Here is a 23,528-nt window from a genome sequence, read left to right on the forward strand (position 1 = left end):
TGTTGAGGGCGAGATCATGAACCGCCGGTCGGATCCGTTCCCTCGGGTGCATTCCGCAACGACGTGGTTCTGTTCTCGAATTATCTGTATATTGAGGCGGAGCTGATTGCGCCGATAGCGGCATCTGGACCGATGTGAAAGGATTGTCATGAGCGTTCGTCCGCAAAGCAAGGACCAACCCGTGCCGGTCGGTTTCCAGTGGGACGATCCGTTCTGTCTGGACGATCAGTTGACCGAAGACGAACGCATGATCCGCGATACCGCGCACGCCTATGCGCAGGACAAACTGCAGCCGCGCATCGTCAATGCCTATCTGGAAGAGAAGACCGATCGCGAGATATTCAACGAGATGGGCGAACTCGGCCTGATCGGCGTTACCTTGCCGGAACAATATGGCTGCGCCAATGCGAGCTACGTCGCCTACGGTCTGGTCGCGCGGGAAATCGAGCGCGTTGACTCAGGCTACCGCTCGATGAACTCGGTGCAGTCGTCACTGGTGATGTATCCGATCTACGCCTACGGCGACGAAAGCCAGCGCAAGAAATACCTGCCCAGGCTCGCGAGCGGCGAATGGATCGGTTGTTTCGGCCTCACCGAGCCGGATGCCGGGTCCGATCCCGGCGGCATGAAAACCCATGCCGAGAAGGTATCCGACGGTTATCGGCTAACCGGCTCGAAGATCTGGATTTCCAATGCGCCGATCGCTGACCTGTTCATCGTGTGGGCCCGCTCGGCGGCGCACGACAACCAGGTCCGCGGCTTCGTGCTGGAGAAGGGCATGAAGGGCCTTTCTGCTCCGAAGATCGGCGGCAAGCTCAGCCTGCGTGCGTCGGTCACCGGCGAGATCGTAATGGATGGCGTGGTGGTTCCGGAAGAGAACCTGCTGCCGAACGTGTCCGGACTAAAAGGCCCGTTCGGCTGCCTGAACCGCGCGCGTTACGGCATTTCATGGGGCGTCATGGGCGCAGCGGAAGACTGCATGCGTCGCGCGCGGCAGTATGTGCTGGAGCGTAAGCAGTTCGGTCGTCCGCTGGCCGCGACGCAACTGGTGCAGAAGAAACTCGCGGACATGCAGACCGATATCGCGCTCGGGCTTCAGGGCAGCCTGCGCGTCGGCCGGCTGATGGACGAGGGCCGGATGGCGCCGGAGATGGTCTCCATCATCAAGCGCAATAATTGCGGCAAGGCGCTCGATATCGCACGGGCGGCGCGCGACATGCACGGCGGCAACGGCATCCAGATCGAATATCATGTGATGCGCCACGCCGCCAACCTTGAGACCGTCAACACCTATGAAGGCGCTCACGACGTCCACGCGCTGATCCTCGGTCGCGCCATCACCGGCATTTCCGCGTTTTCGTAGGATTTTCGGAGCGACGCTGCCTTAGTGTTCGTCATGCCCGGACGAAGCCCGGCCATGACAGCATAAACGCAGGTATTCACCCCGATGTCCGAACCGTCTGACACCGAAGACGACATCCCGTTCAACCGCGACTTTCCGCTGAAGCCGGGCGTCGCCGACGAGGTCGTGCCCGGCGTCCGCCGTGTGCTGTGCGACAATCCGAGCCCGTTCACCTTCACGGGAACCGTGAGTTACATCGTCGGCCGCGGCAAGGTTGCGATCATCGATCCGGGGCCGGACAGCGAGACCCATGCGAAGGCGCTGCTCGATGCGGTGAGAGGCGAGACGGTGACGCACGTCTTCGTCACCCACACTCACAGGGACCATTCGCCGAATGCCGCGCGCATCAAGTCCGCCACCGGCGCGCCTGTTTATGCGGAGGGACCGCATCGCGCCTCGCGTCCGCGTTTTGAAAGCGAAAAGCATAATCCGGAATCCGGCGCCGACCGCGATTTTCATCCGGACGTTCGCCTTCGCGATGGCGAGGTTGTGGCCGGCGACGGCTGGGCGCTGGAAGCCGTGGCGACGCCGGGACACACCGCGAACCACATGGCCTTCGCGTGGAAGCAGCGAAGTATTCTTTTCGCCGGCGATCATGTCATGGGCTGGTCCACCTCGATCGTCGCGCCGCCGGACGGTTCGATGGTCGACTACATGGCTTCGCTCGAGAAGCTGTCGCGCCGGGATGAGCAGTTGTATCTCTCAGGTCATGGCCCCGAAATCCCGGATGGGCCGCGCTTTGCGCGCCATCTCGTGCGGCACCGCAGGGCGCGCGAGGCGTCGATCCTGCACCGGCTCGCCAAGGGCGAGGCCGACATTCCGACCCTGGTTCGCGCCATCTATATCGGCCTCGATCCGCGGCTGTCCGGCGCCGCCGGCTATTCGGTGCTGGCGCATCTGGAAGATCTGGTGGCGCGCGGCGTGGTGCTCACCGATGGCGATCCCGTCATCGGCGGCCGCTATCGGTTGGCGTGAGCCCAGAGCCTTTCCGCTTCTGATGGAATCAGCAGCGGGGCTCCATGATTTTGATTTGACGCGTTTTCTTCACGCGAACCGGTAGCCACTTTCCTCGAAAACGCTCTATCGCTTGCCTTCGCCCTTGACGGGAGGCTTGACGGGCACGCGCGGTTGCTTCGCCGGTTTCTCGACGGTGTTTTCGGCGGCGGCATTGATGTCGTCGATCAATTTGCTGACGCGCTGGGCATTGCTGCCGAGATCGTGTTCGAAATAACGCGACGAAGAGCGGATATCGACCCGCGATCCGTCGGTGTCGGGCGTGATGCGGATCGCGACGTCCTCGCGGAATCCCATCACAGGCGTTTTCGCCACGGCTTCGATATGGCCCGGCTGCCGTGGCTGCGGTGCGCGCGCATCGATCACAAGCCATTTGCGCCGGGTGATGAGTTTCTGAACGATGTCGAAGGCACGTTGGGCCGTCACGTCCAGGTCGACGGGTTCGATTTCCGGATAGGCCGCGCGCTGCAACTCGGCGGAATAGAGTCCGGCGTAGACAGCGGTATTGGCGCCATCGGTGCCGCGCAGCCGCGCCAGTTCCACGAACTGCGGCGGATTGATCGGATCGGTGGTGATGTCGTGGATCGCTGGCAGGCTGCGATACCGCAGGGCCAGGTATGCGGGATAGGCCAGTACCAGCGCATTCAAAAGCAGCGCGGTCAGGATGCGGCCTATGCCGCGGGAACCGTCCCGCCAGAGCGCCACCAGGCCCGCGAATGCCACCAGGATCGACAGCCCCGCGCCAGCCAGTGCGCCGAAGAGAGTCACGAGGGCCGGCTTGATTTCGAGGAAGCCGAACCGGACGACCAGGACGGACACCACCGTGGCGACCGCGGAGAACACCGCAAGCCGTCGCGACCACGTAGCCAGCGCGGAGAACGGTTCGGATTGATACGGCGCGGAAAACCTGCGAGCCATTGGAGCGTCTCGTGCGACAGGTGGGTGGTCGCGAGATCACCTAGCGCATTTTGCTGCGCGGCGAAACGTCGGCGTCTGCGCGGGTGAGCGCGGCGAACTCCGCCGACAGGAAATCCAGCAATGCTCGTACCGATGGCAGCAACCCGCGTCGCGACGAGAACACCGCGTGGACGATGCCGGCACGGGGTCTCCACTGTGGCAGCACGTCCACCAGCGCGCCCGAGTCGAGATCGGCCTTCACCACCATGGTCGGAAACTGCCCGACCCCGATGCCGCGTAAAGCCGCAAAGCGCAGCGCCACCATGTCCTCCGTGATGAGCCTTGGTGTGTACGGGATCAGCGCGGTGGCGGCATCGGCACCCTCGAGGCACCACTCGTGACGCTGATGCGGCGGTCCCCAGCCGATGCTGGGAAGCATGGCGAGGTCGGCCGGAACCTGCGGATAAGACAGCTTGTTCAGAAGCGCCGGAGCCGCCACCAGCCGCTGCGTGCTTTCTGCCAATACCCGCATCACCAGATCGTTGTCCTCCAGCGGTGGAAAGCGCACGCGCAGCGCAACGTCGACGCCCTCGGCGATCACATCGACCCGGCGCGGCGTGCTTTCAAGATGGACCTCGACGTCCGGGCACTCGGCCATGAAGCTGGCGATCATGTCGCCAACCTGGAAGTAGAGCAGGGGCGGCGGACAGCTCACGCGCACGATGCCCTGCGGCTTGGTGCGCGAACGCTCGATCAGTTCCTGCGCCGCATCGGCTTCTACCAGCATGGCGACGCAGTGCCGGTAATAATCCTGCCCGATTTCGGAGACGCTGAAGCGCCGGGTCGACCGCTGGATCAGCCGTACTCCCAGCCGGTCCTCCAGAGCCGCGATGCGGCGGCTCAACCGCGAGCGCGGCATCCCCAGCGCGCGGGCGGCGGCCGCGAACCCGCCGCGATCGACCACCTGCACGAAGAAATAGAGGTCGTTGAGATCCTGTATCATTGTCTCATCAATAGGACATTGACGCGCATATAGCCACCTACCGAGACAATTGTCTCGCCCATATCATCAGTTGCAACAGGCGATCGATCCCGGTCGCGCGATGGAGGCTCATCATGAGGAAGGTTCTCGGTGTTTTCAGCGGTCCCCGGCAGCATTGGGTGGGCGACGGTTTTCCGGTGCGCTCGCTGTTCTCGCACGCCAGCCATGGCGATCATGTCAGCCCGTTCCTGCTGCTGGACTATGCCGGCCCGGCAAATTTCACTCCGGCAGAGCAGCCGCGCGGCGTCGGCGTTCATCCGCATCGCGGCTTCGAGACCGTCACCATCGTCTATCAGGGTGAGGTCGAGCACCGCGATTCAACCGGCAACGGAGGGGTGATCGGGCCGGGCGACGTGCAGTGGATGACGGCGGCTTCGGGCATCCTGCACGAGGAGTTCCACTCGCGCGCCTTCACCAGGAAGGGCGGCATGCTGGAGATGGTGCAACTCTGGGTCAACCTGCCGGCCAAAGCGAAGAACGCCGATCCCGGCTACCAGACCTTGCTCGACGCCGACATTCCGGCGGTCGATCTTCCGGACGGCGCCGGCAGGCTGCGGGTGATCGCCGGTGAGTTCGACGGCCGCAAGGGACCGGCGAAGACCTTCACCCCGATCGACATCTACGATGTGAGGCTCAACCGGGGCGGCGTCGCGACGCTCCGTCCGCGCGAAGGCCATACCGTCGCCGTCGTGGTGCTGAAAGGCACCGTGCAGATCAACGGCGGCGAGATCGCGCGGGAAGCACAGTTCGCGTTGCTCGACCGCAGCGGCGGCGAGGTGCGGCTGGAAGCCAACGGCGAAGCCTCGGTGCTGGTGCTCTCGGGCGAACCGATCGATGAGCCGGTGGTGATGCGCGGCCCCTTCGTCATGAATACGGAAGGCGAAATCCGCCAGGCCATGATCGATTTCCAGAGCGGCCGTTTCGGCACCCTGGAGCCGGTCGCGACTGACGCCTGACCGAGCCACCGTGCGGGAGGCGGTACGCCGCTTCCCGCTTTTGACATTGTCCGTCCTTGATGGCGGCGACTACGCTGCCGCCGTCGGCAGGCTGTAATCCTTGAACTGCTCGCGCAGCGCCATTTTCAGGATCTTTCCGGTGGCGGTGTGGGGGATGCTGTCGACGAAAACGACGTCGTCGGGCATCCACCAACTGGCGATCTTGCCGTCCATGAAACCGAGAATCTCCTCGCGCGTGAGGCTCTCGCCCTCCTTGACCTGAACAATGAGGAGCGGCCGTTCGCCCCACTTCGGATGGGGCATGCCGATCACGGCGGCTTCTGCGACCTTGGGATGGCCGACCGCAAGATTTTCCAGATCGATCGAGGAAATCCATTCGCCTCCCGACTTGATGACGTCCTTCGATCGATCGGTGATCCGGACGTAGCCATGCTCGTCAAGGGTGGCGACGTCGCCGGTATCGAAGAAACCCTGCTCGTCGAGGATATCGTCCTCCACGCGGTAGTAGGCGCCGGAGATCGCGGGACCTCGCACCTTGAGTCGGCCAGGAGTCTTGCCATCCCACGGCAATTCCTCGCCGGCGTCGTCTGTGATCTTCATTTCAACCATGAACGGCGCGTAACCCTGCATCTGCAACATGTCGAGCTTGGCTTCGCCCTTGAGATGGCAGAACTGGCCCTGCAGCGCGCCGACCGTGCCGAGCGGCGACATTTCCGTCATGCCCCATGCATGGCGAACCTCAACGCCCATGTCGTCGAAAGCCTTGATCATCGAGCGCGGCATCGCCGAGCCTCCGCAGATCAAGACCTTGAGATCCGGCAGCTTCAGATTGTTCTTCTCCATATGCTGCAGCAGCATCAGCCATACGGTGGGCACGCCTGCGGTATAGGTGACCTTCTCGGTGGACAGCAGGTCGTACACCGATGCGCCGTCGAGCCTGGCGCCGGGCATCACCAGCCTGGTGCCCATGGACGGCGCGGAGAACGCGATTCCCCAGCTATTGGCGTGGAACAGCGGCACCACCGGCAGCATTGTATCCTTGGATGCTGCGCCCAGCGCGTCACCGTTGTTCGCTATCATCGAATGCAGCACGTTGGAACGATGCGAATACACGACGCCCTTCGGATCGCCAGTGGTCCCCGAGGTGTAGCACATCCCCGCCGCGGTGTTCTCGTCGAACGTTCTCCAGGCGAAGTCGCCGTCGGCTTCCGCGATCCAGTCTTCGTAGGCGACCGCATTTTTCAGCGTGGCCTGCGGCATATGTGCTTTGTCGGTGAAAACGATGTAGCGTTCGACGCTCGGGAGCTTGCCGGCGATCTTTTCCAGGAGGGGGATGAACGTGATATCGGTCATCACGATGCGGTCTTCAGCATGGTTGATGATCCAGGCGATCTGGTCCGGAAACAAGCGGGGGTTGACGGTATGGCAGACGGCGCCGATGCCCATGATGCCGTACCAGGCCTCGAGATGACGCCAGGTGTTCCACGCGATGGTGGCGACTCGGTCGCCGAGCTTGATGCCTTCGCGGTCGAGCCGCTGCGCGAGCTTCAGCGCGCGGCGGCGAATTTCAGTATAGTTTGTCCGGTGGATCGGGCCTTCGACCGATCGCGTCACCACCTCGCGCTTGCCGTGAACCTTCGCCGCATGATCGATGATCCGATGACACAGCAAGGGCCAGTCCTGCATCAAGCCGTGCATTCGAACATTCCTCCCGATCCGCGTCCGGTGCAGGTGACAGTTGCCTCGCAGGGATCGACATGAACAAGTTTAGCGCCGGGATGGCAGGGCGCATACGACCTTATGCGCGCCTGGGCCGCGACCGATTGGCCGTGGTCGTGCTCGCCGCTCTTATCATGCCGGCGGGGGTCTCGGCGGCAACCAGGATTCCGTTGCCGCAACCTCGTCCGGCCGCGTTGGCGCCTGCAGGACAGGAAGGCAGGCAGGCGAGCGAGGCTACGCCGGCGATGCCTGAAACTCCGCCGGCGCCTTCCGCCTGCCGTCTGGCGCTGACCGATGCGGTGGCCATCGCTCCGAGCGTTCCTGCCATCACCGGGCCGGGCGCGTGCGGTGGTGACGATCTGGTGCGGCTCGAAGCGGTCGTGCTTGCGGATCGGAGCCGTGTCCCCGTCAAGCCGGCCGCCACGCTGCGTTGTCGGATGGCGTCCGCGATCGCCGACTGGATCCGCACCGACATGGCGCCGCTGGCCGAAGGGCTGGGAAGCCGTGTCAGCGAGCTCGACAATTTTGATTCGTTCGAATGCCGGGGACGCAATCGGGTTGCCGGAGCAAAACTCTCCGAGCACGGGCGCGCCAATGCGCTCGATATTCGTGCGATCAGGCTTGCCAACGGCCGGACGATCGCGCTGACCGATCGTAACGTCCCGCACGAGTTGCGTGAAACGATGATGAAGTCAGCCTGCACGCGTTTCATGACCGTGCTGGGTCCTGGTTCGGACGGTTACCACGAAGATCACATCCATCTCGATCTCGCCGAACGGCGGAATGGCTACCGGATCTGTCAGTGGGGAATTGACGATCCGATGCCCGCGGTGGCGCCGTTGCTGCCGACCGAGCGCCCGGCGGAAGCATCGCCGCGCGAAACGGCAGACGAGAAGGGCAACGCCTCGGAGGCGTCGCGGGAGCATGCGGTGGCGCCTCGCACCGCCTCACGAGCCACGTCTGCGGCTCCGCCAACGGAGGTGGTACCTGAGCCCCGGAAGCGACCAGCGACAGCCGGCACGGCAGGCAAGACCGCGAAAGATGCGTCGAAGCCTTCGCCATCCGTTTCCGGGGCGTCAACGCGGCTTTCAACCGCAAAGCCTGTGAAGCGCAAGCGCAGGCGGCACTCCGACTTGCCGCCGTTCCTCAGGTCGCTGTTGGAGTGAAGCGATGCCGTTCTTCGAACGGCGATGCCCGACGGTGACGTCAGGCAGGGTGAGGTCAGGCAGCAAAAAAGCGCCGGCAGGCCGGCGCTTTTCGCGATTTCAGAACCGCTTCGATCAGTTGAAGCTGCCGGCGCCGCCCTGCAGTGCCATCTTGGAACTGTACGGCGAGTCGCCGTGATGCGGCTCAAGTACAACGACCACCGTTCCAAGCTTGACGCGGTTGTAGAGGTCGATGACGTCCTCGTTGGTCATGCGGATGCAGCCCGAGGAAATCGAGGCGCCGATATATTCCGGCTGGTTGGTGCCATGGATGCGGAACAGCGTGTCCTTGCCGTTGACGTAAAGATACATCGCCCGCGATCCCATCGGATTGTCCGGACCAGGAGGCACGAACTTCGGCACCCCGAGGCGCTCGATCTCGCCGGGCGTCGGGTGCCAGGCGGGCCATTCGGTCATGGCGCCGACCTTCGCGATGCCAGACCACGCCATCGCTTCTTCACCGACGGTAATGCCGTAGCGAATCGCCTTGCCGCCATCGAGCACGTAATAAAGATAATGGTTGTCGGAATCGACCATGATCGAGCCCGGCGCTTCCTTGCGATGATACTCGACGATGGCGCGGCGGAAGGGCTCGGCCACCGGCGTTTTCACGTAGGAGACCTTGGACAGCAACTCCTTGTCGCGCGGCTTCAAGTTGCTGGTGCTGGCGGCCTCGTAATGCGTGGCCTGCATGCAGCCCGACAGCATCAGGCCTGCGGCCAGGATTCCAAGCGTAACCCGAAAAGGCGACATTGTTGTCTTCCAAATACCCCATTGAATCATGACCGTTCGCACCCCGACGCCACGATTCCTCTACGACTCATTATTGTCAAACTTCCCTGAAACTCCAGCACTTAGAAGGTTGTGCCGCCACGCAACGTCGTGTCTGTGGTATTTTTGCCGCAAAATTCCGGTTCGCCGTTGGATGTCGCCGCCGTTCCCTCCGTGCAAGGCGGGATGCGTGCATGGCCGCGGCAAATGGGCAACGGCATCCCGACCGAAGCGGCGGCCCTTTGCGGCTTGCCAAATCCACGCGATTTGCGCACTCCGTGTTCACACCGAATCCACGCCGTCATTCCACGGAGGGGTGCCATGCTCTCGATCTTCGCGCCGGCCGGCACCGCCCTTGTGAAGACCAGTCCGGCCGATCTTGCCGCGCTGCCAGAGAACGCGGTGTGGATCGATCTCGAGAAGCCGACGGCCGACGAGGATCGCGCCGTGGAGCGGCTGGCCGGGGTCGCTGTGCCGACCCGGGAGGATATGCAGGAGATCGAGATTTCCAGCCGTCTCTACCTCGAGAACGGCGCGCGCTACATGACTGCGAGCCTGATGTGCGGCAGCGAAACCGGCGCGCCGCGCATCACCCCCGTCACGTTCATCCTGTCCCGTCATCGCCTCGTCACCGTGCGCTACGACGCGCCAAAACCGTTCACGCTGGTGGAGAACAAGCTCGCGCGCGCCGCCCCGCCGGGGTTGACCGGCGAAGGCGTGCTGCTCGAACTGCTCGACGCCGTGATCGACCGCTGCGCCGACATCCTGGAGCGCGCCGGCGCCGACGTCGATCAGGTCAGCCACGACATTTTCGAACCGGAGGAATCCGCGCGCACCGGTCACGCCAAGCGCTATTCCGAAATCCTGATCGCGATCGGCCGCAAGGGTGACCTCACCTCGAAGGTCCGCGAGAGCCTTGTCTCGATCGGGCGTCTCGTCACCTTCGTCGCCACCGAATCCGACAGCATCAAATGGTCAAAGGAGATGCGTGCGCAGCTCAAGACCATGCAGCGCGACGTCGCGTCGCTGACCGATCACGCTTCCTACCTGTCCAACAAGATCACTTTCGTGCTCGATGCGATGCTCGGCGTCGTCAATCTCGAGCAGAACAATATCATCAAGCTGTTTTCGGTGATGGCGGTGGTTTTGATGCCGCCGACTCTGATCGCTTCGATCTATGGCATGAACTTCAAGATGATGCCGGAACTGGACTGGCCGCACGGCTACCCGTTCGCGCTCGCCATGATGGTGATCGCCGCGGTGCTGCCCTACATGATCTTCAAGTGGAAGAAGTGGCTGTGAGTGGGTTTCCGCGATGCGGAATTTTGCGCGATTGAAGGTCGCGCAGGGCCCGCCACATTTTTCCTCGTAAAATTTGAGCGTTCGCCTGAACGGTTTTCAAAAAAGATTGCTGCCATAACCTGTGAATGAAATCACGGGGACCACAATGGTTGAGAAAATCATAACAGAGGATTGCACAATCCTCGATTTTCGCAGCTATCGACAGTTGCGTAGATTCGGTTCAGACAACGACGCCGTGCGTCGTTCGCCTGCGTCCATGCGGACATGCCGGCATTGCGGTGCCGCATTGCTCGATGGCGAGAGTGACGACGATTGTTCCAGCGCAGGTGTCGGGGCGCCTGCGCTGCGCGCGCCGCCGCGCCGGTTTTGTGCGGAGTGAATTTGCTTCACCCTTCCCTCAAGGGAGGGTGAAGCAGTTAAACGTGCTGGCCGCCGTTGATATGAATTTCCGCGCCGTTGACGTATGAACTCGTCTCCGTGCACAGCACGTAGATGATCTTCGCCACCTCGTCCGGCGTGCCGAGCCGACGCAGCGGGATCTGCCGCTGGACGATGTTCTCGGTGCCTGGCGACAGGATCGAGGTGTCGATCTCGCCCGGCGCGATCGCGTTGACGCGCACGCCGACGCGGCCGAAATCCGCCGCCATCTCGCGGGTCAGCGAGGCCAGCGCCGCTTTCGAGGTCGCATACGCGGCGCCCGCGAAGGGATGCACACGCGAGCCCGCGATCGAGGTGACGTTCACAACGGAACCCTTCGCGGCCTTCAATTCGCCGATCAACCCGCGCGCCAGCATGATCGGCGCCATGAAATTGACGCGGAACACCTTCTCCCAGGTCTCCATGTCGGTGTTCAGCGAGCCGAGCCGCGCGCCGCCTTCGCCCTTCGGCGAGATCGCGGCATTGTTGACCAGCGCGTGCAGTCTGCCGCCCTCGAGCCGGGATCGAATCTCCTGGATCGCCTGCATCGTATTTTCGGGATCGGACAGGTCGACCTGAATGTGATCCTCGGGCCCGGCGTCCCATGGGCACTGCTCCGGAAAAGGATGCCGCGAACAGGTGATGACGCGCCATCCCGCGCTGGAAAACCGGATCACGGTCGCATGGCCGATGCCGCGACTCGCGCCGGTCAGCAGCAGCGTGCGGCGTGGCGCGTTGGGGTCGACCGCCGTCGCCATATCAGTTCGAGGGTTTGCTTTGTCCGGGGTCATGGGTACAGCCTTGTCTTGGTCCACGGCGCGTCAGGCGCCGTGCGGCGGAACTCGATGCGATCGTGCAGGCGAAACGGGCGGTCGTGCCAGAATTCGAACTGCACCGGTACGATGCGCCAGCCGCTCCAGCCCGGCGGCCGCGGCACAGCGCCGATGAGGTATTTCGCGGCTTCTTTCGCGATCGCCTGTTCAAAAGCAAAGCGGCTTTCCAGCGGCTGCGACTGCCTGCTGGCCCAGGCGCCGATCTGCGCCTGCTTCGGACGGGTGGCGAAATAGGCGTCGGCTTCGGGGTCGGTGACCGGCGTCACCGGCCCGCGCACGCGGACTTGCCGGCGCAGCGACTTCCAGTGAAACAGCAGCGCCGCCTTGGGGTTCGCGGCGAGTTCGCGGCCCTTGGCGCTGGCGATGTGGCTGTAGAACACGAAGCCCCGCGCATCGTAGCCCTTCATCAGCACCATGCGCACGTCGGGCAGGCCATCGGCGTCGGCGGTGGCAAGGGCCATCGCGTCGGGGTCGTTCGGTTCCGCCGCGACGGCTTCCGCGAACCATGCCGCGAACAGCGCGAACGGTTCCGCGGCCTCCGTGAAATCACCGGACGTTAACTGGCTTGTGTCCTTGATGTCCGTGGTGTCGTTCATGCGGGGGAGTCCAGGTTGCGCCGGTCCGTCGTCGAAAGCCCGTTGCGGTCCTTATACAGGGCAAACCTATATAGGGCACGTCTGCGCGTTGGCCTATCCGCGATCAGGTCCGCCGCCGCGATGGTGACGGCGATCCTGATCGGGGCGTCGGCCGGAGGTTGCAGTCTGGCGCGCAACGACGGGACTTTTGCGCAGATGACCGCCGGAGATGCCACCGGATCGATCGCAGCGTCCGCACGGAGCGGTCCGACCGACACCGATCTCGCCTTCGCCCGCACGGCCGCCTCCGACGTGTTGACCAAGGGGAGCAAGGACGCGAGCCAGCCATGGGAAAATCCCTCCACCGGAGCGCGGGGCTCGGTAACGCCGCTGGCACAGGCCTATATGGCCGAGGGTCGCACCTGCCGCGATTTTTTAGCGAGTTACGTTAACGGAAACTCCGAAAGCTGGCTGCAGGGCGCAGCCTGCAGGTCCGGTGGCGGCCGGTGGGAAATCCAGTCGCTCAAACCCTGGCAGCGAAGCTAGTTGCGGTCCGCGGACTTAAACCTGGGCTCAGCTTTTTGTCTTGGCGTGTTTTCTCGACGCGAGCGATACCCATCCTTTGGGTCAAGCCCGAGGACATGCCGCGCAAAACGCTATAGATTGCAGGGCCGAATGGCTCTTCAGCCGTTGCAAAAATGCCACGGATGCCCCAGATGATAGGGCACGTGGGTCCGGGGGCCATGATTCCGATTTTTCCGAAGGAGACTGAGACGGATGCGCGACCCCTATGAGGTCTTGGGGGTGCAGCGGGGCGCCACTGCCGCGGCGATCAAAAGTGCTTTTCGCAAGCTCGCGAAGAAGCATCATCCCGATGCCAACAAGAACGATCCAAAGGCTGCCGAACGCTTCGCGGAAGTAAATTCCGCCAACGAGATTCTCGGCGACGAGGCCAAGCGCAAGCAGTTCGACCACGGCGAGATCGGCGCCGACGGGAAGCCGCGCTTTCAGGGTTTTCCCGGCGGCGGCCCGCGTGGCGCGCGTCCGGGTGGTGGCTTCCAGCAGTACGACTTCGGCGGCGGCGGCGGTCCGGGCTTTGACGGCGGGTTTGAGGACATCATCAACAGCATGTTCGGCGGTCCAACGGGAAGCGGTCCGCGGGGCGGGCGCCGCGGCGGCCCGCATTTCGACACCGGGGCCTTTACCGCGCCTGATCTCGATCACAACGTCGCCATGACGGTGTCGCTGGAGGAGTCGGTCAGGGGTGGCGACAAACGCATCCGCCTGCCCAGCGGCAAGGAACTCAACGTCAGGATTCCGGCCGGCGTCACCACAGGCCAGCAGATTCGGCTGAGAGGGCAGGGCGACACCGCGCCCGGCCACCGCCCCGGCGATCTCCTCATCACGGTGACCGTGGCGCCGCATCCGGTCTTCAAGGTCGATGGCAACGACCTGCGCGCCGACCTGCCGATCACGCTCTATGAGGCAGTGCTGGGCGGCAAGGTGCGGGTGCCGACGCTCGGCGGCGCGGTGGAGCTATCGATCCCGAAGAACACCTCGGGCGGCCGCACCTTTCGTCTCAAGGGAAAAGGTGTCCCCAAGGGCGGCGCGTCCGGCGATCTGTTCGTCACCACGCGCATCATCCTGCCTGACGGCAACGACGCCGACCTCGAGGGCTTGATGGAGAAATGGCGCGACGTGCACCCCTATAATCCCCGTCGCGATCCGGGATAGAGCATTTCGAGCGAAACACCGATATGGGATTCGGGGCAGCGTTGCGCGCGCCTCGCTGTCCCACAACCGGCATGCCGAAGACCTAGCTCACGCGCCGTTCGCAGTCATTGGCGAAAGCGCCGAGGAGCGCATCGAACGTTTCCGCCTGCTCCCACTGCGGAATATGGCCGGCGTCGGGGATGCTCTGGACTGCCCCGCGCCACAGCGTCGGCATCGCGAGAGTCTTGAAGTACTCGCCGTTGATGAGTTGATCTTCCGCGCCGTGCAGCACCGCCAGCGGCCGGGTCAGGCTGGCGATAACCTCGACCTCGTCACGGAAACCGTCCGGAGTGATGCTCGCGCCGAGGATCTTGCGTGCGCGGCCGTCCGTCCGCAGCACGTCGTCGATCATGAAAGCTGGCAGGTCGGAGACGCCGGGTCTGAAAGCCGCGGCGACATAACCCTTGGCCTGTTTTTCGGTGAGATCCTGCGCAAAGGTGCAGGCCATCGCCGGGTGCATCAGAAACGCCTGCTTGACCGCGGGCGGAAACGCAAACGGCGGCGTGCCGAAGATCGCAAAACCCTTGGCCTGCGGCAGATCGGGTGCGGCCTCCAGCACGATATGTCCGCCGAGGCTCCAGCCGACGAAAATTGCGTCCGTTGCATCCAGGTGCTCGGCGACATGGCGCATCACGCGCGCATGGCCCGGCATGGTGTAGGCGGAGTCGGGATCGGCCGCGTTGTCGGACTCGCCGTGGCCCGGCAGATCGAATGCGATCACGCGATGCGCCCTGCCGAGATTTCCATCCAGTTGCCGCGCAAAAGCCTTCGACGACGCCGAGTTGCCGTGAACCAGAACGATGGCGCTGCCGGTGCCGGCGGATTGCCGGTACGCGATCTGGCCCGCGTCCGTGGTGATGCTTCCGGTCGTTGTCATGAGCCCCTCTCCGCGACTGATGTCGCGCGGGACCATGACCAAAATATACCGGCCGGGAAAGGGGCTTGCTTCTTTAACGAAGCGCAGTTGGCCGGCGTATCGCCGCTGACGTATTTCGTCGGGCCGAAATGGTGTATATGCCGGAGCATCCAGCTTCGCCGATGCCAGATTCCATCCTCCCGACATGCACACCATCTACTACATTCGACACGGCAAGACCGAATGGAACGCCGATGGCCGCTTCCAGGGCTTGCAGGACATTCCGCTCAATGATCTCGGCCGCGCCGAGGCGGTGAAGGCGGGTGAGACCCTCAGCAAGCTGTTTGCGCACGAGGGTCGCGATCCCCTCGGATTGGGCTTCGTCACGAGTCCGCTGTCCCGTGCGCGCGGCACCATGGAATTGATGCGCAGCGTGCTGAGCCTGCCGCCGCATGACTATTCGGTCGACGACCGGTTGCGCGAGGTCGGTTACGGGCACTGGGAGGGCCTGACGCTTGCGCAGATGAAGGCTGCCCATCCCGATGTGTTCGCGGCCCGCGAGGCCGACAAATGGAGCGTGGCGCCGCCCGGCGGCGAAAGCTACGCCTCCGCCACATCGCGGTTGCGCGACTGGTATCGTTCACTGAAGTCCGGCACCGTCGCCGTCGCGCATAGCGGCACGGCTCGGGCGCTGATGGTCGTGCTCGGCCTTCAGACACCGCAAGCGGCCGCCAGTCTGCGGATCGAGCAGGGCGCGGTGTATGTCCTGCGCGAGGACGGGCTGGCGAAGCATAGCTGAAGGCCAAGCAACCGTACAATCCGCGCATGGCCGGGCTTGTCCCGTGGACGCCCGACGAGGCCCGGCATGACGAACGGTTACGATTTTTCGCCGCTTTGCCGCTTAGGGAAGTAGCATTTCCGCTCCAAAGGTTTGCGATTTTTGCTGCTTCCGGCTACGACAATTGCAAACATGCAGGCCAACATCTGCGAGATTGCAACTTTATGGTTGCGATCGTGCAGGTGGCCAATTGCATTTTTACAAACCCGCTTGGTTGGTTCATGTCCCATAACACCTTCGGCCATCTCTTCCGCGTCACGACCTTTGGCGAGAGTCATGGGGTTGCGATCGGCTGCGTGGTCGACGGTTGCCCGCCGCAACTCGCCCTGACGGTCGAGGAGATCCAGCGCGATCTCGATCGCCGCCGGCCCGGCCAGTCGCGATTCACCACGCAGCGGCAGGAAGCTGACGTGGTGAAGATCCTGTCCGGAGTGATGCCGCACCCCGAGACCGGCGAGCAGGTGACGACCGGCACGCCGATCGGGCTGCTGATCGAGAATACCGACCAGCGCTCGAAGGATTATTCCGACATCAAGGACAAGTTTCGCCCCGGCCACGCCGATTTCACCTATGAGGCGAAGTATGGGCTGCGCGACTATCGTGGTGGCGGGCGCTCGTCGGCGCGAGAGACGGCGATGCGGGTCGCGGCCGGCGCCATCGCGCGCAAGATCGTGCCGGGCGTGAGCGTGCGCGGCGCGCTGGTGCAGATGGGACCGCACAAGATCGACCGCGAGAAATGGGACTGGGACGAGACCGCAAGAAATCCGTTCTTCTGTCCCGACAGGGACAAGGCCGCGTTTTTCGAAAGCTATCTCGATGGCATCCGCAAGAGCGGCTCTTCGATCGGCGCCGTGATCGAAGTGGTCGCGGAAGGCGTGCCCGCGGGGCTTGGCGCGCCGATCTATGCCAAGCTCGACGGCGATCTCGCCGCGGCGCTGATGAGCATCAATGCGGTGAAGGGCGTGGAGATCGGCGCGGGCTTCGACGCCGCCGTGCTGACCGGCGAGGAAAATGCCGACGAGATGAGGATGGGCCATGAAGGTCCGGTGTTCACCTCGAACCATGCCGGCGGCATTCTGGGTGGCATCTCAACCGGCCAGCCGGTGGTGGCGCGGTTTGCTGTCAAGCCGACCTCATCGATCCTGTCGCCGCGCAAGACCGTCGATCGCAACGGCACCGAAACCAATATCCTCACCAAGGGCCGCCATGATCCCTGCGTCGGGATAAGGGCGGTGCCGGTGGGCGAGGCCATGGTTGCCTGCGTGCTGGCCGACCATTTCCTGCGTCATCGCGGCCAGATGGGCGCGCGCTGAGGCTCCTTGAAGCCGCTAGTCTTCCGGCTCGGTGGTGAACAGCAGCGGAAACCCCATTTCACGGCCGGCGTCGGTGGCGCGGGTGGCCTTGGTCTCCGCGATATCCTTTGCGAACACACCGACGACGCAGGAACCGAGCCGGTGCGCGGTGATCATCACATTGTGCGCATGGTCCTCGGTCATGCCGAATTCGGCTTTCAGCACCGCCACGACGAATTCGCGCGGCGTGTAGTCGTCGTTATGCAGAATGACCTTGTGCAGACGCGGGCGTTCGGTCCTGGTTTCGGCCTTTGTACGCGGTTTGATGGCGGTTTGGCTCATTCCGGCTCTACCTTCGACTGGAGTGTTTTCGGGCACCGGCTCGCGTAAGGAGACACGTCAAAATATGGAACTGCATTCGACAAGGAAGATAACCGGCAGGATATAGCGTGGGCGGCAACTGCAAAAGGGGGCGGGCTACCCGGGCGCCGCCCCGCTTTCCGCTCAGGCCGCGCGGACCGTGTCTAGGAACTTTTCGACTTCCGTCTTCAACCGCGTGCTTTCGGTCGACAGCATCTGCGCTGATGACAGGACCTGACTCGACGCCGAGCCGGTTTCGCCTGCGCCGCGGCTGACTTCGGTGATGCTGGAGGCGACCTCGCCGCTACGCTGGGCCGCTTGCTGGACGTTGCGGGCGATCTCCTGCGTCGCCGCGCCCTGTTCTTCGACCGCGGCTGCGATGGCCGAAGAAATTTCGGAAATCGTCTTGATGGTGGTGCCGATCTCTCGGATCGCCGACACCGAGTCGCGTGTGGCGGCCTGCATGTCTGTGATCTGGGTGCTGATCTCGTCGGTCGCTTTCGCAGTCTGCGCCGCGAGCGTCTTGACTTCGGAGGCCACCACCGCGAAGCCGCGGCCTGCATCGCCGGCCCTTGCGGCTTCGATGGTGGCGTTGAGCGCCAGCAGGTTGGTTTGTTCGGCGACCGCGGTGATCAATTTGACGACATCGCCGATCCGGCTCGCCGCCTGGGACAGTTCCGCAATGTTGGTATCGGTCTGCTGGGCCTGCCGGACGGCGTCGCCGGCGACACGGCTCGCCTCGTTGACCTGCCGCCCGATCTCATTCACGGAGGAGGTGATCTCCTCAGTAGCGCTGGCGACGGACTGTACGTTGGAAGACACTTCCTGCGAGGCGGCAGCGGCGTCGCCGGACGTCCGGCCGGTGGTCTCGGCCGTCGCCGTCAGGGTGTTGGCCGCGGCCTCGAGTTCGGTCGAGGACGATGAAAGAGAGCCCACAAGTTCGCCGATCATCGATTCGAATTCGCGGGTGATGGTATCGACCCGCTGGGCGCGTTGGAGTTTGGCCTGTGCGTCGTGTGCCGCGGCCTCGTCGGCCGCCTTCTTGGCGATCAGTGCCTCCTTGAAGATCTGAAGCGCGTCGGCCATCGTGCCGACTTCGTTCTTTTCGCCCTGGTGCGGAACGACGGCGGACAGATCTCCGGCGCCGAGCGAGCGCATCGGCGCGACAATCGAGGCAATCGCGCGCGAAACATCACGCACCAGATAGACGGCAACGCCGACGCCGAAGATCAACGCCAGCGCGATCATGGTGACCACGATGGCGAAGGCCGACTTGTAGCTTCGACTGGCCGCGCTGCCTGTGGCATCCGCTTCCCTGTGGTTCATGGCGATGTCCTCGCGCAGGGTCTCGTCGGCCTTCAGTCCCGCCGGGTCGACCTTGCGGTCATACATATCGACGCTGGTCCGGAGGTCGCCCTTTCGCGAGACCGTCAGCAGGTCGCGAACGTCCGCGACATAGGATGCCCACTGCGCCGAAAATGTTTTGTAGATTCGCTGCTCCTCGGGCAAGGCAATCATCGGCTCATAGGCTTTACGGGTCTTGTCGATCGCCTCTCCGACGGAAACCAGGGTTTTCTCGGCGGCATCCTTTCCCGCGGCGTCGGAAGCAAGCAGGTGAGAGCGGACCGCTGCTCCGTAGGCGATGGTGCCGGCGCGCAACTCGCCGAGTTCGCGCACGCTGGGAAGCCAGTTGGTCCGCAGGTCGACCGCGCGATCATGGATCGCTTCCAGTTCGATCAAGGACAGCATGCCCATTCCCGCCATGGCCAGCAGGAGAAACGAGATCGTGGAGATGATCTTGGCGCGAATTGAGAGACGGGAAAGCATCGTTCTGACCCTTTCGGTAGTCCGCGTTGGCTGACGGAAATTGGGCGGCCGGGCTCGGGCGGAGCGCTAAAACTGAAATGCGGGCGTTCCGGTCGAAGGCCGCCTGCCCGGCTGCGTTGCAGCGGGCTGATGTTCGGATCATGAACCGGTTGAATGAAATGTTCGTAAACACGAGTATACCGGCTTCGCTTAAATCGTGCGTTGCATACGAAAGGGTGCGCGAGAACCGTATGCCCGTTATGCGCGGCCAGGATCACGAAGGGAGCACGCGGCCCGGTTCAACGCCCGCGCTGAAATTTCGCCACCAATTCCACATGCGGCGAGTGCCGGAACTGGTCGACGGGCGTCACGGCTTCGAGCCGGTAGCCGCCGTCGATCAGGACGCGCGCGTCGCGGGTGAAGGTCGCGACGTTGCAGGAGACAGCGACGATGACGGGAATCTTGCTGGCGGCGAGTTGCTTGCTCTGCGCCTCCGCGCCCTGCCGCGGCGGATCGAACACCGCGGCGTCGAAGCCGCGCAGTTCCTGCGGCATCAAAGGGCGGCGAAACAGGTCGCGCCGTTCAGCGCTGACCGGCTTCAGTCCGGCTGTGGCGGCGGCCGCTTTTTGCAGCGCCGTCACCGCCGCTTCGTCGCTGTCATAGGCCGCGATCCGTGCTCCAGCCGCAAGGCGCAGCGCGAAGGGACCGACCCCGCAGAACAGATCGGCGATATGCCTGGCCCTGTTGCAATGGGAGGCGACCAGCGCCGCCAGCGTTTCCTCGCCGGCGACGGTCGCCTGCAGGAACGAGCCCGGCGGAAGCGTGAGGCGGGCCGTGCCGATCTCGATCGCCGGGGCGACGCGCATCAGAACAAGTTCGCCGTGGCGCGTCAGCCGGGCCAGCCGGTGCGTCTCGGTGACGCGCGACAGCGTCGCGATCAACGCAGCCGGCAGGGGTCCGGAGCCGCGGACATCGACATCGAGACCGTTGGTAGTCGCGGTCACCTGGATGTCGAGCGGCTTGTTCGCGGGCTTCAGCACGGAGGCCAACTCGCGCGCGGCATCGAGCGCGCCGTGAAGGGCGGGATCGAGAATCGGGCAGGCGTCGATCGGCACGATGGCGTGGCTGTTCGGTGCGGCGAAACCGACGCGCAGCTTGCCCTCGCCGTCGCGCCGGGCATGAAGAGTGATCCGCCGTCGTCCGGCACCGTGTGCGTCGATCAGTTCGTCGACCGCACAATCGATGCGAGCCTGCGTCAGCGTGTCGATGACGATCTGCCGTTTCCATGCGCGGTAGGCGGCCTGCTGCCAGTGCTGGATGGCGCAACCGCCGCAGGCGCCGAAATGTGGACAGAAGGGTACGATCCGCTCCGCGCTCTCGCTTTCGATGCGAAGGAGGCGCGCGCGTTCGGGATGGCTGGCTGTCGGCTCGACCTTCACGGTCTCGCCAGCGAGTGCGTAAGGAACAAAGACGCTGCCCGCATCCGTCAGCGCGACGCCGTCGCCGCGATGGCCGACATGATCGATGGTCAGGTGTTTGCTCATGCGGTGTGTCAGTTCTGGACGAGAGACCTCGTCATTGCGAGGAGCACTTGCGACGAAGCAATCCAGCTTTTTGCTACAACAATCTGGATCGTTTCGCTGCGCTCGCGATGACATTTAAAAATCAGCCACGGCGTGCCCCGAGAAAGAATTCTGCGTTGCCGTCGCCGCCGGCGATCGGCGACGGAAAGACATCGATGTCGGTGCATCCGAGCGTCGCCGCAAAGGCCGCGATGTCGTCGCACACCGCACGATGCACCGCCGCGTCGCGCACGATGCCTTTCTTGATCGCTGCGCGCGGCGCCTCGAATTGCGGCTTGATCAGCGCGAGGAGATGCATCGGCGCAGCGGCAAGAGACAACGCGACCGGAAGAATGGCCTTCAACGAAATAAAGCTCGCATCCATCACCACCACGTCCGGCCGCTGCGGCAGACGCTTGCCCTCGAAAGAGCGGATGTCGGTGGATTCCATCGACACCACGCGCGGATGGTCGCGCAGGCTTGGATGCAGTTGATCGTGTCCGACGTCGACGGCGAAGACCAGGCTGGCGCCGTTCGCGAGCAGCACCTCTGTGAAGCCGCCGGTCGAGGCGCCGACATCGAGGCAGACATGGTTCTCAATTTCGATCGGATAGCGTTCCAGCGCGCCGGCGAGCTTGATGCCGCCGCGCGACACGTAGGGGTGCGCGGGTTGAGCCTCGAGCGTGGCGCTCACCGGGATGGTCTCGGAGACTTTGCTCACCGCCTTGCCATTGGCGGTAACGAATCCAGCCTCGATCGCCGCCTGCGCCCGCGCCCGGCTCTCGAACAGGCCGCGTTCGACCAGCAGGACGTCGGCGCGCTTGCGGGGAGGGGACATCGTGCTGTCGCGCTTCGCCATTGTCAGCCCATAGCCGTCAGCCCATAGCCGCACCCGGCCCGAAGCCGGCCAAAGGCGAGGCGGCGAGAGTCCCGATTGGATCAGGCCAGCTTGACGGTCTCGGTGTTGACGTCCTTGCCGAGCGCCTCGAATACCTTGGCGACGATCCCCTTGGCATCGAGCCCCGCGACGGCGTACATCGCCGCCGGCGTGTCGTGGTCGAGAAACTCGTCCGGCAGGATCATCGCGCGCATCCGCAGCCCGCCATCGAGCATGCCGTTATCCGACAGCGTCTGCATGACGTGCGAGCCGAAGCCGCCGATCGAGCCTTCCTCGATGGTGATCAGCACTTCGTGGTCGCGCGCGAGCTTCATCACCAGATCGACGTCGAGCGGCTTCATGAAACGCGCGTCGGCGATGGTCGTGGAGAGGCCGTGCGCGGCAAGCTCGTCTGCCGCTTTCTCGCACTCGGCGAGGCGGGTACCGAACGACAAAAGCGCGACCTTGTTGCCCTGGCGAATGACGCGGCCCTTGCCGACCGGAAGCGGGACACCGACCTCGGGCATTTCGACGCCGCGGCCTTCGCCGCGCGGATAGCGCACCGCGCTCGGGCGATCGTTGATTGCGACCTGCGTCGCGACCATATGCACCAGCTCGGCCTCATCGGCGGCGGCCATGATGACGAAGTTCGGCAGGCAGCCGAGATAGGCGTTGTCGAACGACCCGGCATGCGTCGCGCCGTCGGCGCCGACGAGGCCGGCGCGGTCGATGGCGAAACGCACCGGCAGCGACTGGATGGCGACGTCGTGCACCACCTGGTCGTAGCCGCGCTGCAGGAAGGTCGAGTAGATCGCGCAGAACGGCTTGTAGCCCTCGGTGGCGAGGCCGGCGGCGAAGGTCACCGCGTGCTGCTCGGCGATGCCGACATCGAAGGTGCGCTTGGGGAACGCCTTGTTGAAGATATCGACGCCGGTGCCCGACGGCATCGCCGCGGTGATGGCAACGATCTTGTCGTCCTTTTCGGCTTCCTTGACGAGGCTCTGGCCGAACACGTTCTGGTAGGCGGGCGCGTTCGGCTTGGATTTGGACTGCGCGCCGGTTGAGATGTCGAACTTGACCACGGCGTGATATTTGTCGGCAGCGGCTTCCGCGGGGGGATAGCCCTTGCCCTTTTGCGTGACGACGTGAACCAGGATCGGGCCGTTCTCCATGTCGCGGACGTTCTTCAGCACCGGCAGCAGATGGTCGAGATTGTGGCCGTCGATCGGGCCGACGTAGTAGAAGCCAAGCTCTTCGAACAGCGTGCCGCTATTGACCATGAAGCCGCGCGAATATTCTTCGACGCGCTCGGCGCGATCGGCGATCATTTTCGGCAGGTGCTTGCCAAGCTGCTTGGCGGCTTCGCGCAGCGAGCGGTAGGTTTTGCCCGAGTAGAGCCGCGACAGATAGGCCGACATCGCGCCGACCGGCGGCGCGATCGACATGTCGTTGTCGTTGAGAATGACGATCAGCCGCGAATTCATCGCGCCGGCGTTGTTCATCGCCTCATAGGCCATGCCTGCGGACATCGCGCCGTCGCCGATCACGGCGATGACGTTGTTCTTGCCGCCGGAGAGGTCGCGCGCCACCGCCATGCCGAGGCTGGCCGAGATCGACGTCGAGGAGTGCGCGGCGCCGAACGGATCGTAGTCGCTTTCGGTGCGCTTGGTGAATCCGGACAATCCGCCGCCGGTGCGCAGCGTGCGGATGCGGTCGCGGCGGCCGGTCAGGATCTTGTGCGGATAGGCCTGATGGCCGACATCCCAGATCAGCCGGTCGCGCGGAGTGTCGAAGATGTAGTGGATTGCGGTGGTCAGTTCGACAACGCCGAGGCCGGCGCCGAAATGTCCTCCCGTCACCGACACCGCGTCGATGGTCTCCTGGCGCAACTCGTCCGCAACCTGCCGGACCTGCTCGACCTTAAGCTTGCGCAAATCGGCCGGGGTGCGGATGGTGTCGAGAAGCGGGGTCTTGCTGAAATCAGTCACTGCGACATTCCAATTTTATGTCCGGAAGCCTGGAAGGGAAATT

The 23,528-nt window shown here is 63.9% G+C and carries 21 protein-coding genes; 9 read left to right on the forward strand and 12 right to left on the reverse strand.

Annotation, left to right across the window (positions count from 1 at the left end; all coding sequences use genetic code 11):
- The first annotated feature begins 148 nt into the window (after nt 1-148).
- The gene (locus ACS3WA_RS02740; protein WP_438277039.1) at nt 149-1,363 is read left to right on the forward strand and encodes an acyl-CoA dehydrogenase; all 1,215 of its coding nucleotides are present in this window, start codon (nt 149-151) and stop codon (nt 1,361-1,363) included.
- A gap of 84 nt (nt 1,364-1,447) precedes the next feature.
- Nucleotides 1,448-2,377: an MBL fold metallo-hydrolase gene (locus tag ACS3WA_RS02745; protein WP_438277040.1), complete on the forward strand. Its 930-nt coding sequence runs from the start codon at nt 1,448-1,450 to the stop codon at nt 2,375-2,377.
- A gap of 105 nt (nt 2,378-2,482) precedes the next feature.
- Here the strand turns inward: ACS3WA_RS02745 and ACS3WA_RS02750 are convergent, their stop codons facing one another.
- Entirely contained in the window at nt 2,483-3,334 is an 852-nt protein-coding gene (locus ACS3WA_RS02750) for a DUF1499 domain-containing protein (protein WP_438277041.1), read from the reverse strand.
- 40 nt (nt 3,335-3,374) lie between these two features.
- Nucleotides 3,375-4,313, reverse strand: a complete 939-nt coding sequence (locus ACS3WA_RS02755) for a LysR family transcriptional regulator (protein WP_438277382.1) — start codon at nt 4,311-4,313, stop codon at nt 3,375-3,377.
- Nucleotides 4,314-4,429: 116 nt separating this feature from the next.
- Here ACS3WA_RS02755 and ACS3WA_RS02760 point away from each other — a divergent pair, with 116 nt between their 5' ends.
- Nucleotides 4,430-5,311, forward strand: coding sequence for a pirin family protein (locus ACS3WA_RS02760; protein WP_438277042.1), 882 nt, complete (start codon nt 4,430-4,432; stop codon nt 5,309-5,311).
- A gap of 69 nt (nt 5,312-5,380) precedes the next feature.
- Here the strand turns inward: ACS3WA_RS02760 and ACS3WA_RS02765 are convergent, their stop codons facing one another.
- Nucleotides 5,381-7,009 carry a fatty-acid--CoA ligase gene (locus ACS3WA_RS02765; RefSeq protein ID WP_438277043.1) on the reverse strand — a complete coding sequence of 543 codons (1,629 nt, stop codon included), beginning with the start codon at nt 7,007-7,009 and terminating at the stop codon, nt 5,381-5,383.
- Between the two features lie 59 nt (nt 7,010-7,068).
- Between ACS3WA_RS02765 and ACS3WA_RS02770 the strand changes: the two genes are divergently transcribed.
- Entirely contained in the window at nt 7,069-8,196 is a 1,128-nt protein-coding gene (locus ACS3WA_RS02770; RefSeq protein WP_438277044.1) for an extensin family protein, read from the forward strand.
- Between the two features lie 114 nt (nt 8,197-8,310).
- On the opposite strand, the gene ACS3WA_RS02775 is transcribed toward ACS3WA_RS02770, so the two are convergent.
- Complete coding sequence (locus ACS3WA_RS02775; protein ID WP_438277045.1) at nt 8,311-8,988, reverse strand: L,D-transpeptidase; 678 nt, start codon at nt 8,986-8,988, stop codon at nt 8,311-8,313.
- Nucleotides 8,989-9,327: 339 nt separating this feature from the next.
- On the opposite strand from ACS3WA_RS02775, the gene ACS3WA_RS02780 reads away from it, so the two are divergent.
- Entirely contained in the window at nt 9,328-10,308 is a 981-nt protein-coding gene (locus ACS3WA_RS02780) for a magnesium transporter CorA family protein (protein WP_438277046.1), read from the forward strand.
- 416 nt (nt 10,309-10,724) lie between these two features.
- Here the strand turns inward: ACS3WA_RS02780 and ACS3WA_RS02785 are convergent, their stop codons facing one another.
- Complete coding sequence (locus tag ACS3WA_RS02785; RefSeq protein WP_438277047.1) at nt 10,725-11,516, reverse strand: SDR family NAD(P)-dependent oxidoreductase; 792 nt, start codon at nt 11,514-11,516, stop codon at nt 10,725-10,727.
- Nucleotides 11,513-12,154, reverse strand: a complete 642-nt coding sequence (gene pdxH / locus ACS3WA_RS02790; RefSeq protein ID WP_438277048.1) for a pyridoxamine 5'-phosphate oxidase — start codon at nt 12,152-12,154, stop codon at nt 11,513-11,515. Before pdxH ends, ACS3WA_RS02785 begins: the two co-directional genes overlap by 4 nt.
- Nucleotides 12,155-12,196: 42 nt before the next feature.
- Here pdxH and ACS3WA_RS02795 point away from each other — a divergent pair, with 42 nt between their 5' ends.
- Both ACS3WA_RS02795 and ACS3WA_RS02800 read left to right on the forward strand, forming a co-directional pair.
- Nucleotides 12,197-12,679, forward strand: coding sequence for an RT0821/Lpp0805 family surface protein (locus ACS3WA_RS02795; RefSeq protein ID WP_438277383.1), 483 nt, complete (start codon nt 12,197-12,199; stop codon nt 12,677-12,679).
- A gap of 231 nt (nt 12,680-12,910) precedes the next feature.
- A complete protein-coding gene (locus tag ACS3WA_RS02800) occupies nt 12,911-13,867 on the forward strand; it encodes a DnaJ C-terminal domain-containing protein (RefSeq protein WP_438277049.1) in 957 nt (318 codons plus the stop codon).
- Nucleotides 13,868-13,949: 82 nt separating this feature from the next.
- On the opposite strand, the gene ACS3WA_RS02805 is transcribed toward ACS3WA_RS02800, so the two are convergent.
- Nucleotides 13,950-14,783: an alpha/beta fold hydrolase gene (locus ACS3WA_RS02805; protein ID WP_438277050.1), complete on the reverse strand. Its 834-nt coding sequence runs from the start codon at nt 14,781-14,783 to the stop codon at nt 13,950-13,952.
- 184 nt (nt 14,784-14,967) lie between these two features.
- Here ACS3WA_RS02805 and ACS3WA_RS02810 point away from each other — a divergent pair, with 184 nt between their 5' ends.
- A complete protein-coding gene (locus tag ACS3WA_RS02810) occupies nt 14,968-15,561 on the forward strand; it encodes a histidine phosphatase family protein (protein ID WP_438277051.1) in 594 nt (197 codons plus the stop codon).
- Nucleotides 15,562-15,821: 260 nt separating this feature from the next.
- A complete protein-coding gene (gene aroC, locus ACS3WA_RS02815) occupies nt 15,822-16,913 on the forward strand; it encodes a chorismate synthase (protein ID WP_438277052.1) in 1,092 nt (363 codons plus the stop codon).
- Nucleotides 16,914-16,928: 15 nt separating this feature from the next.
- On the opposite strand, the gene clpS is transcribed toward aroC, so the two are convergent.
- The 5 genes from clpS to dxs form a co-directional block, all read right to left on the reverse strand.
- On the reverse strand, nt 16,929-17,234 hold the full coding sequence (gene clpS / locus ACS3WA_RS02820) for an ATP-dependent Clp protease adapter ClpS (RefSeq protein ID WP_438277053.1): 306 nt from the start codon (nt 17,232-17,234) through the stop codon (nt 16,929-16,931).
- A gap of 162 nt (nt 17,235-17,396) precedes the next feature.
- Entirely contained in the window at nt 17,397-19,079 is a 1,683-nt protein-coding gene (locus tag ACS3WA_RS02825; RefSeq protein WP_438277054.1) for a methyl-accepting chemotaxis protein, read from the reverse strand.
- A 278-nt stretch (nt 19,080-19,357) separates the two neighbouring features.
- Nucleotides 19,358-20,602 carry a class I SAM-dependent RNA methyltransferase gene (locus ACS3WA_RS02830; protein WP_438277055.1) on the reverse strand — a complete coding sequence of 415 codons (1,245 nt, stop codon included), beginning with the start codon at nt 20,600-20,602 and terminating at the stop codon, nt 19,358-19,360.
- A 121-nt stretch (nt 20,603-20,723) separates the two neighbouring features.
- Nucleotides 20,724-21,458, reverse strand: a complete 735-nt coding sequence (locus ACS3WA_RS02835) for a TlyA family RNA methyltransferase (protein ID WP_438277384.1) — start codon at nt 21,456-21,458, stop codon at nt 20,724-20,726.
- A gap of 101 nt (nt 21,459-21,559) precedes the next feature.
- Complete coding sequence (gene dxs, locus ACS3WA_RS02840; RefSeq protein WP_438277056.1) at nt 21,560-23,485, reverse strand: 1-deoxy-D-xylulose-5-phosphate synthase; 1,926 nt, start codon at nt 23,483-23,485, stop codon at nt 21,560-21,562.
- Nucleotides 23,486-23,528: the final 43 nt, after the last annotated feature.

This window comes from Nitrobacter sp. (genome assembly GCF_051535235.1).
Taxonomy (GTDB): Bacteria; Pseudomonadota; Alphaproteobacteria; order Rhizobiales; family Xanthobacteraceae; genus Nitrobacter.

Bases quoted from the DNA above. Each gene is read 5' to 3' on its own strand.
- ACS3WA_RS02780 (WP_438277046.1), top strand. From the start codon at position 9,328: ATGCTCTCGATCTTCGCGCCGGCCGGCACCGCCCTTGTGAAGACCAGT.
- ACS3WA_RS02785 (WP_438277047.1), bottom strand. From the start codon at position 11,516: ATGACCCCGGACAAAGCAAACCCTCGAACTGATATGGCGACGGCGGTC.
- ACS3WA_RS02775 (WP_438277045.1), bottom strand. From the start codon at position 8,988: ATGTCGCCTTTTCGGGTTACGCTTGGAATCCTGGCCGCAGGCCTGATG.
- ACS3WA_RS02765 (WP_438277043.1), bottom strand. From the start codon at position 7,009: ATGCACGGCTTGATGCAGGACTGGCCCTTGCTGTGTCATCGGATCATC.
- ACS3WA_RS02745 (WP_438277040.1), top strand. From the start codon at position 1,448: ATGTCCGAACCGTCTGACACCGAAGACGACATCCCGTTCAACCGCGAC.
- ACS3WA_RS02740 (WP_438277039.1), top strand. From the start codon at position 149: ATGAGCGTTCGTCCGCAAAGCAAGGACCAACCCGTGCCGGTCGGTTTC.
- pdxH (WP_438277048.1), bottom strand. From the start codon at position 12,154: ATGAACGACACCACGGACATCAAGGACACAAGCCAGTTAACGTCCGGT.
- ACS3WA_RS02750 (WP_438277041.1), bottom strand. From the start codon at position 3,334: ATGGCTCGCAGGTTTTCCGCGCCGTATCAATCCGAACCGTTCTCCGCG.
- aroC (WP_438277052.1), top strand. From the start codon at position 15,822: ATGTCCCATAACACCTTCGGCCATCTCTTCCGCGTCACGACCTTTGGC.
- ACS3WA_RS02825 (WP_438277054.1), bottom strand. From the start codon at position 19,079: ATGCTTTCCCGTCTCTCAATTCGCGCCAAGATCATCTCCACGATCTCG.
- ACS3WA_RS02830 (WP_438277055.1), bottom strand. From the start codon at position 20,602: ATGAGCAAACACCTGACCATCGATCATGTCGGCCATCGCGGCGACGGC.
- ACS3WA_RS02835 (WP_438277384.1), bottom strand. From the start codon at position 21,458: ATGTCCCCTCCCCGCAAGCGCGCCGACGTCCTGCTGGTCGAACGCGGC.
- ACS3WA_RS02805 (WP_438277050.1), bottom strand. From the start codon at position 14,783: ATGACAACGACCGGAAGCATCACCACGGACGCGGGCCAGATCGCGTAC.
- ACS3WA_RS02810 (WP_438277051.1), top strand. From the start codon at position 14,968: ATGCACACCATCTACTACATTCGACACGGCAAGACCGAATGGAACGCC.
- clpS (WP_438277053.1), bottom strand. From the start codon at position 17,234: ATGAGCCAAACCGCCATCAAACCGCGTACAAAGGCCGAAACCAGGACC.
- ACS3WA_RS02770 (WP_438277044.1), top strand. From the start codon at position 7,069: ATGAACAAGTTTAGCGCCGGGATGGCAGGGCGCATACGACCTTATGCG.
- ACS3WA_RS02800 (WP_438277049.1), top strand. From the start codon at position 12,911: ATGCGCGACCCCTATGAGGTCTTGGGGGTGCAGCGGGGCGCCACTGCC.
- ACS3WA_RS02760 (WP_438277042.1), top strand. From the start codon at position 4,430: ATGAGGAAGGTTCTCGGTGTTTTCAGCGGTCCCCGGCAGCATTGGGTG.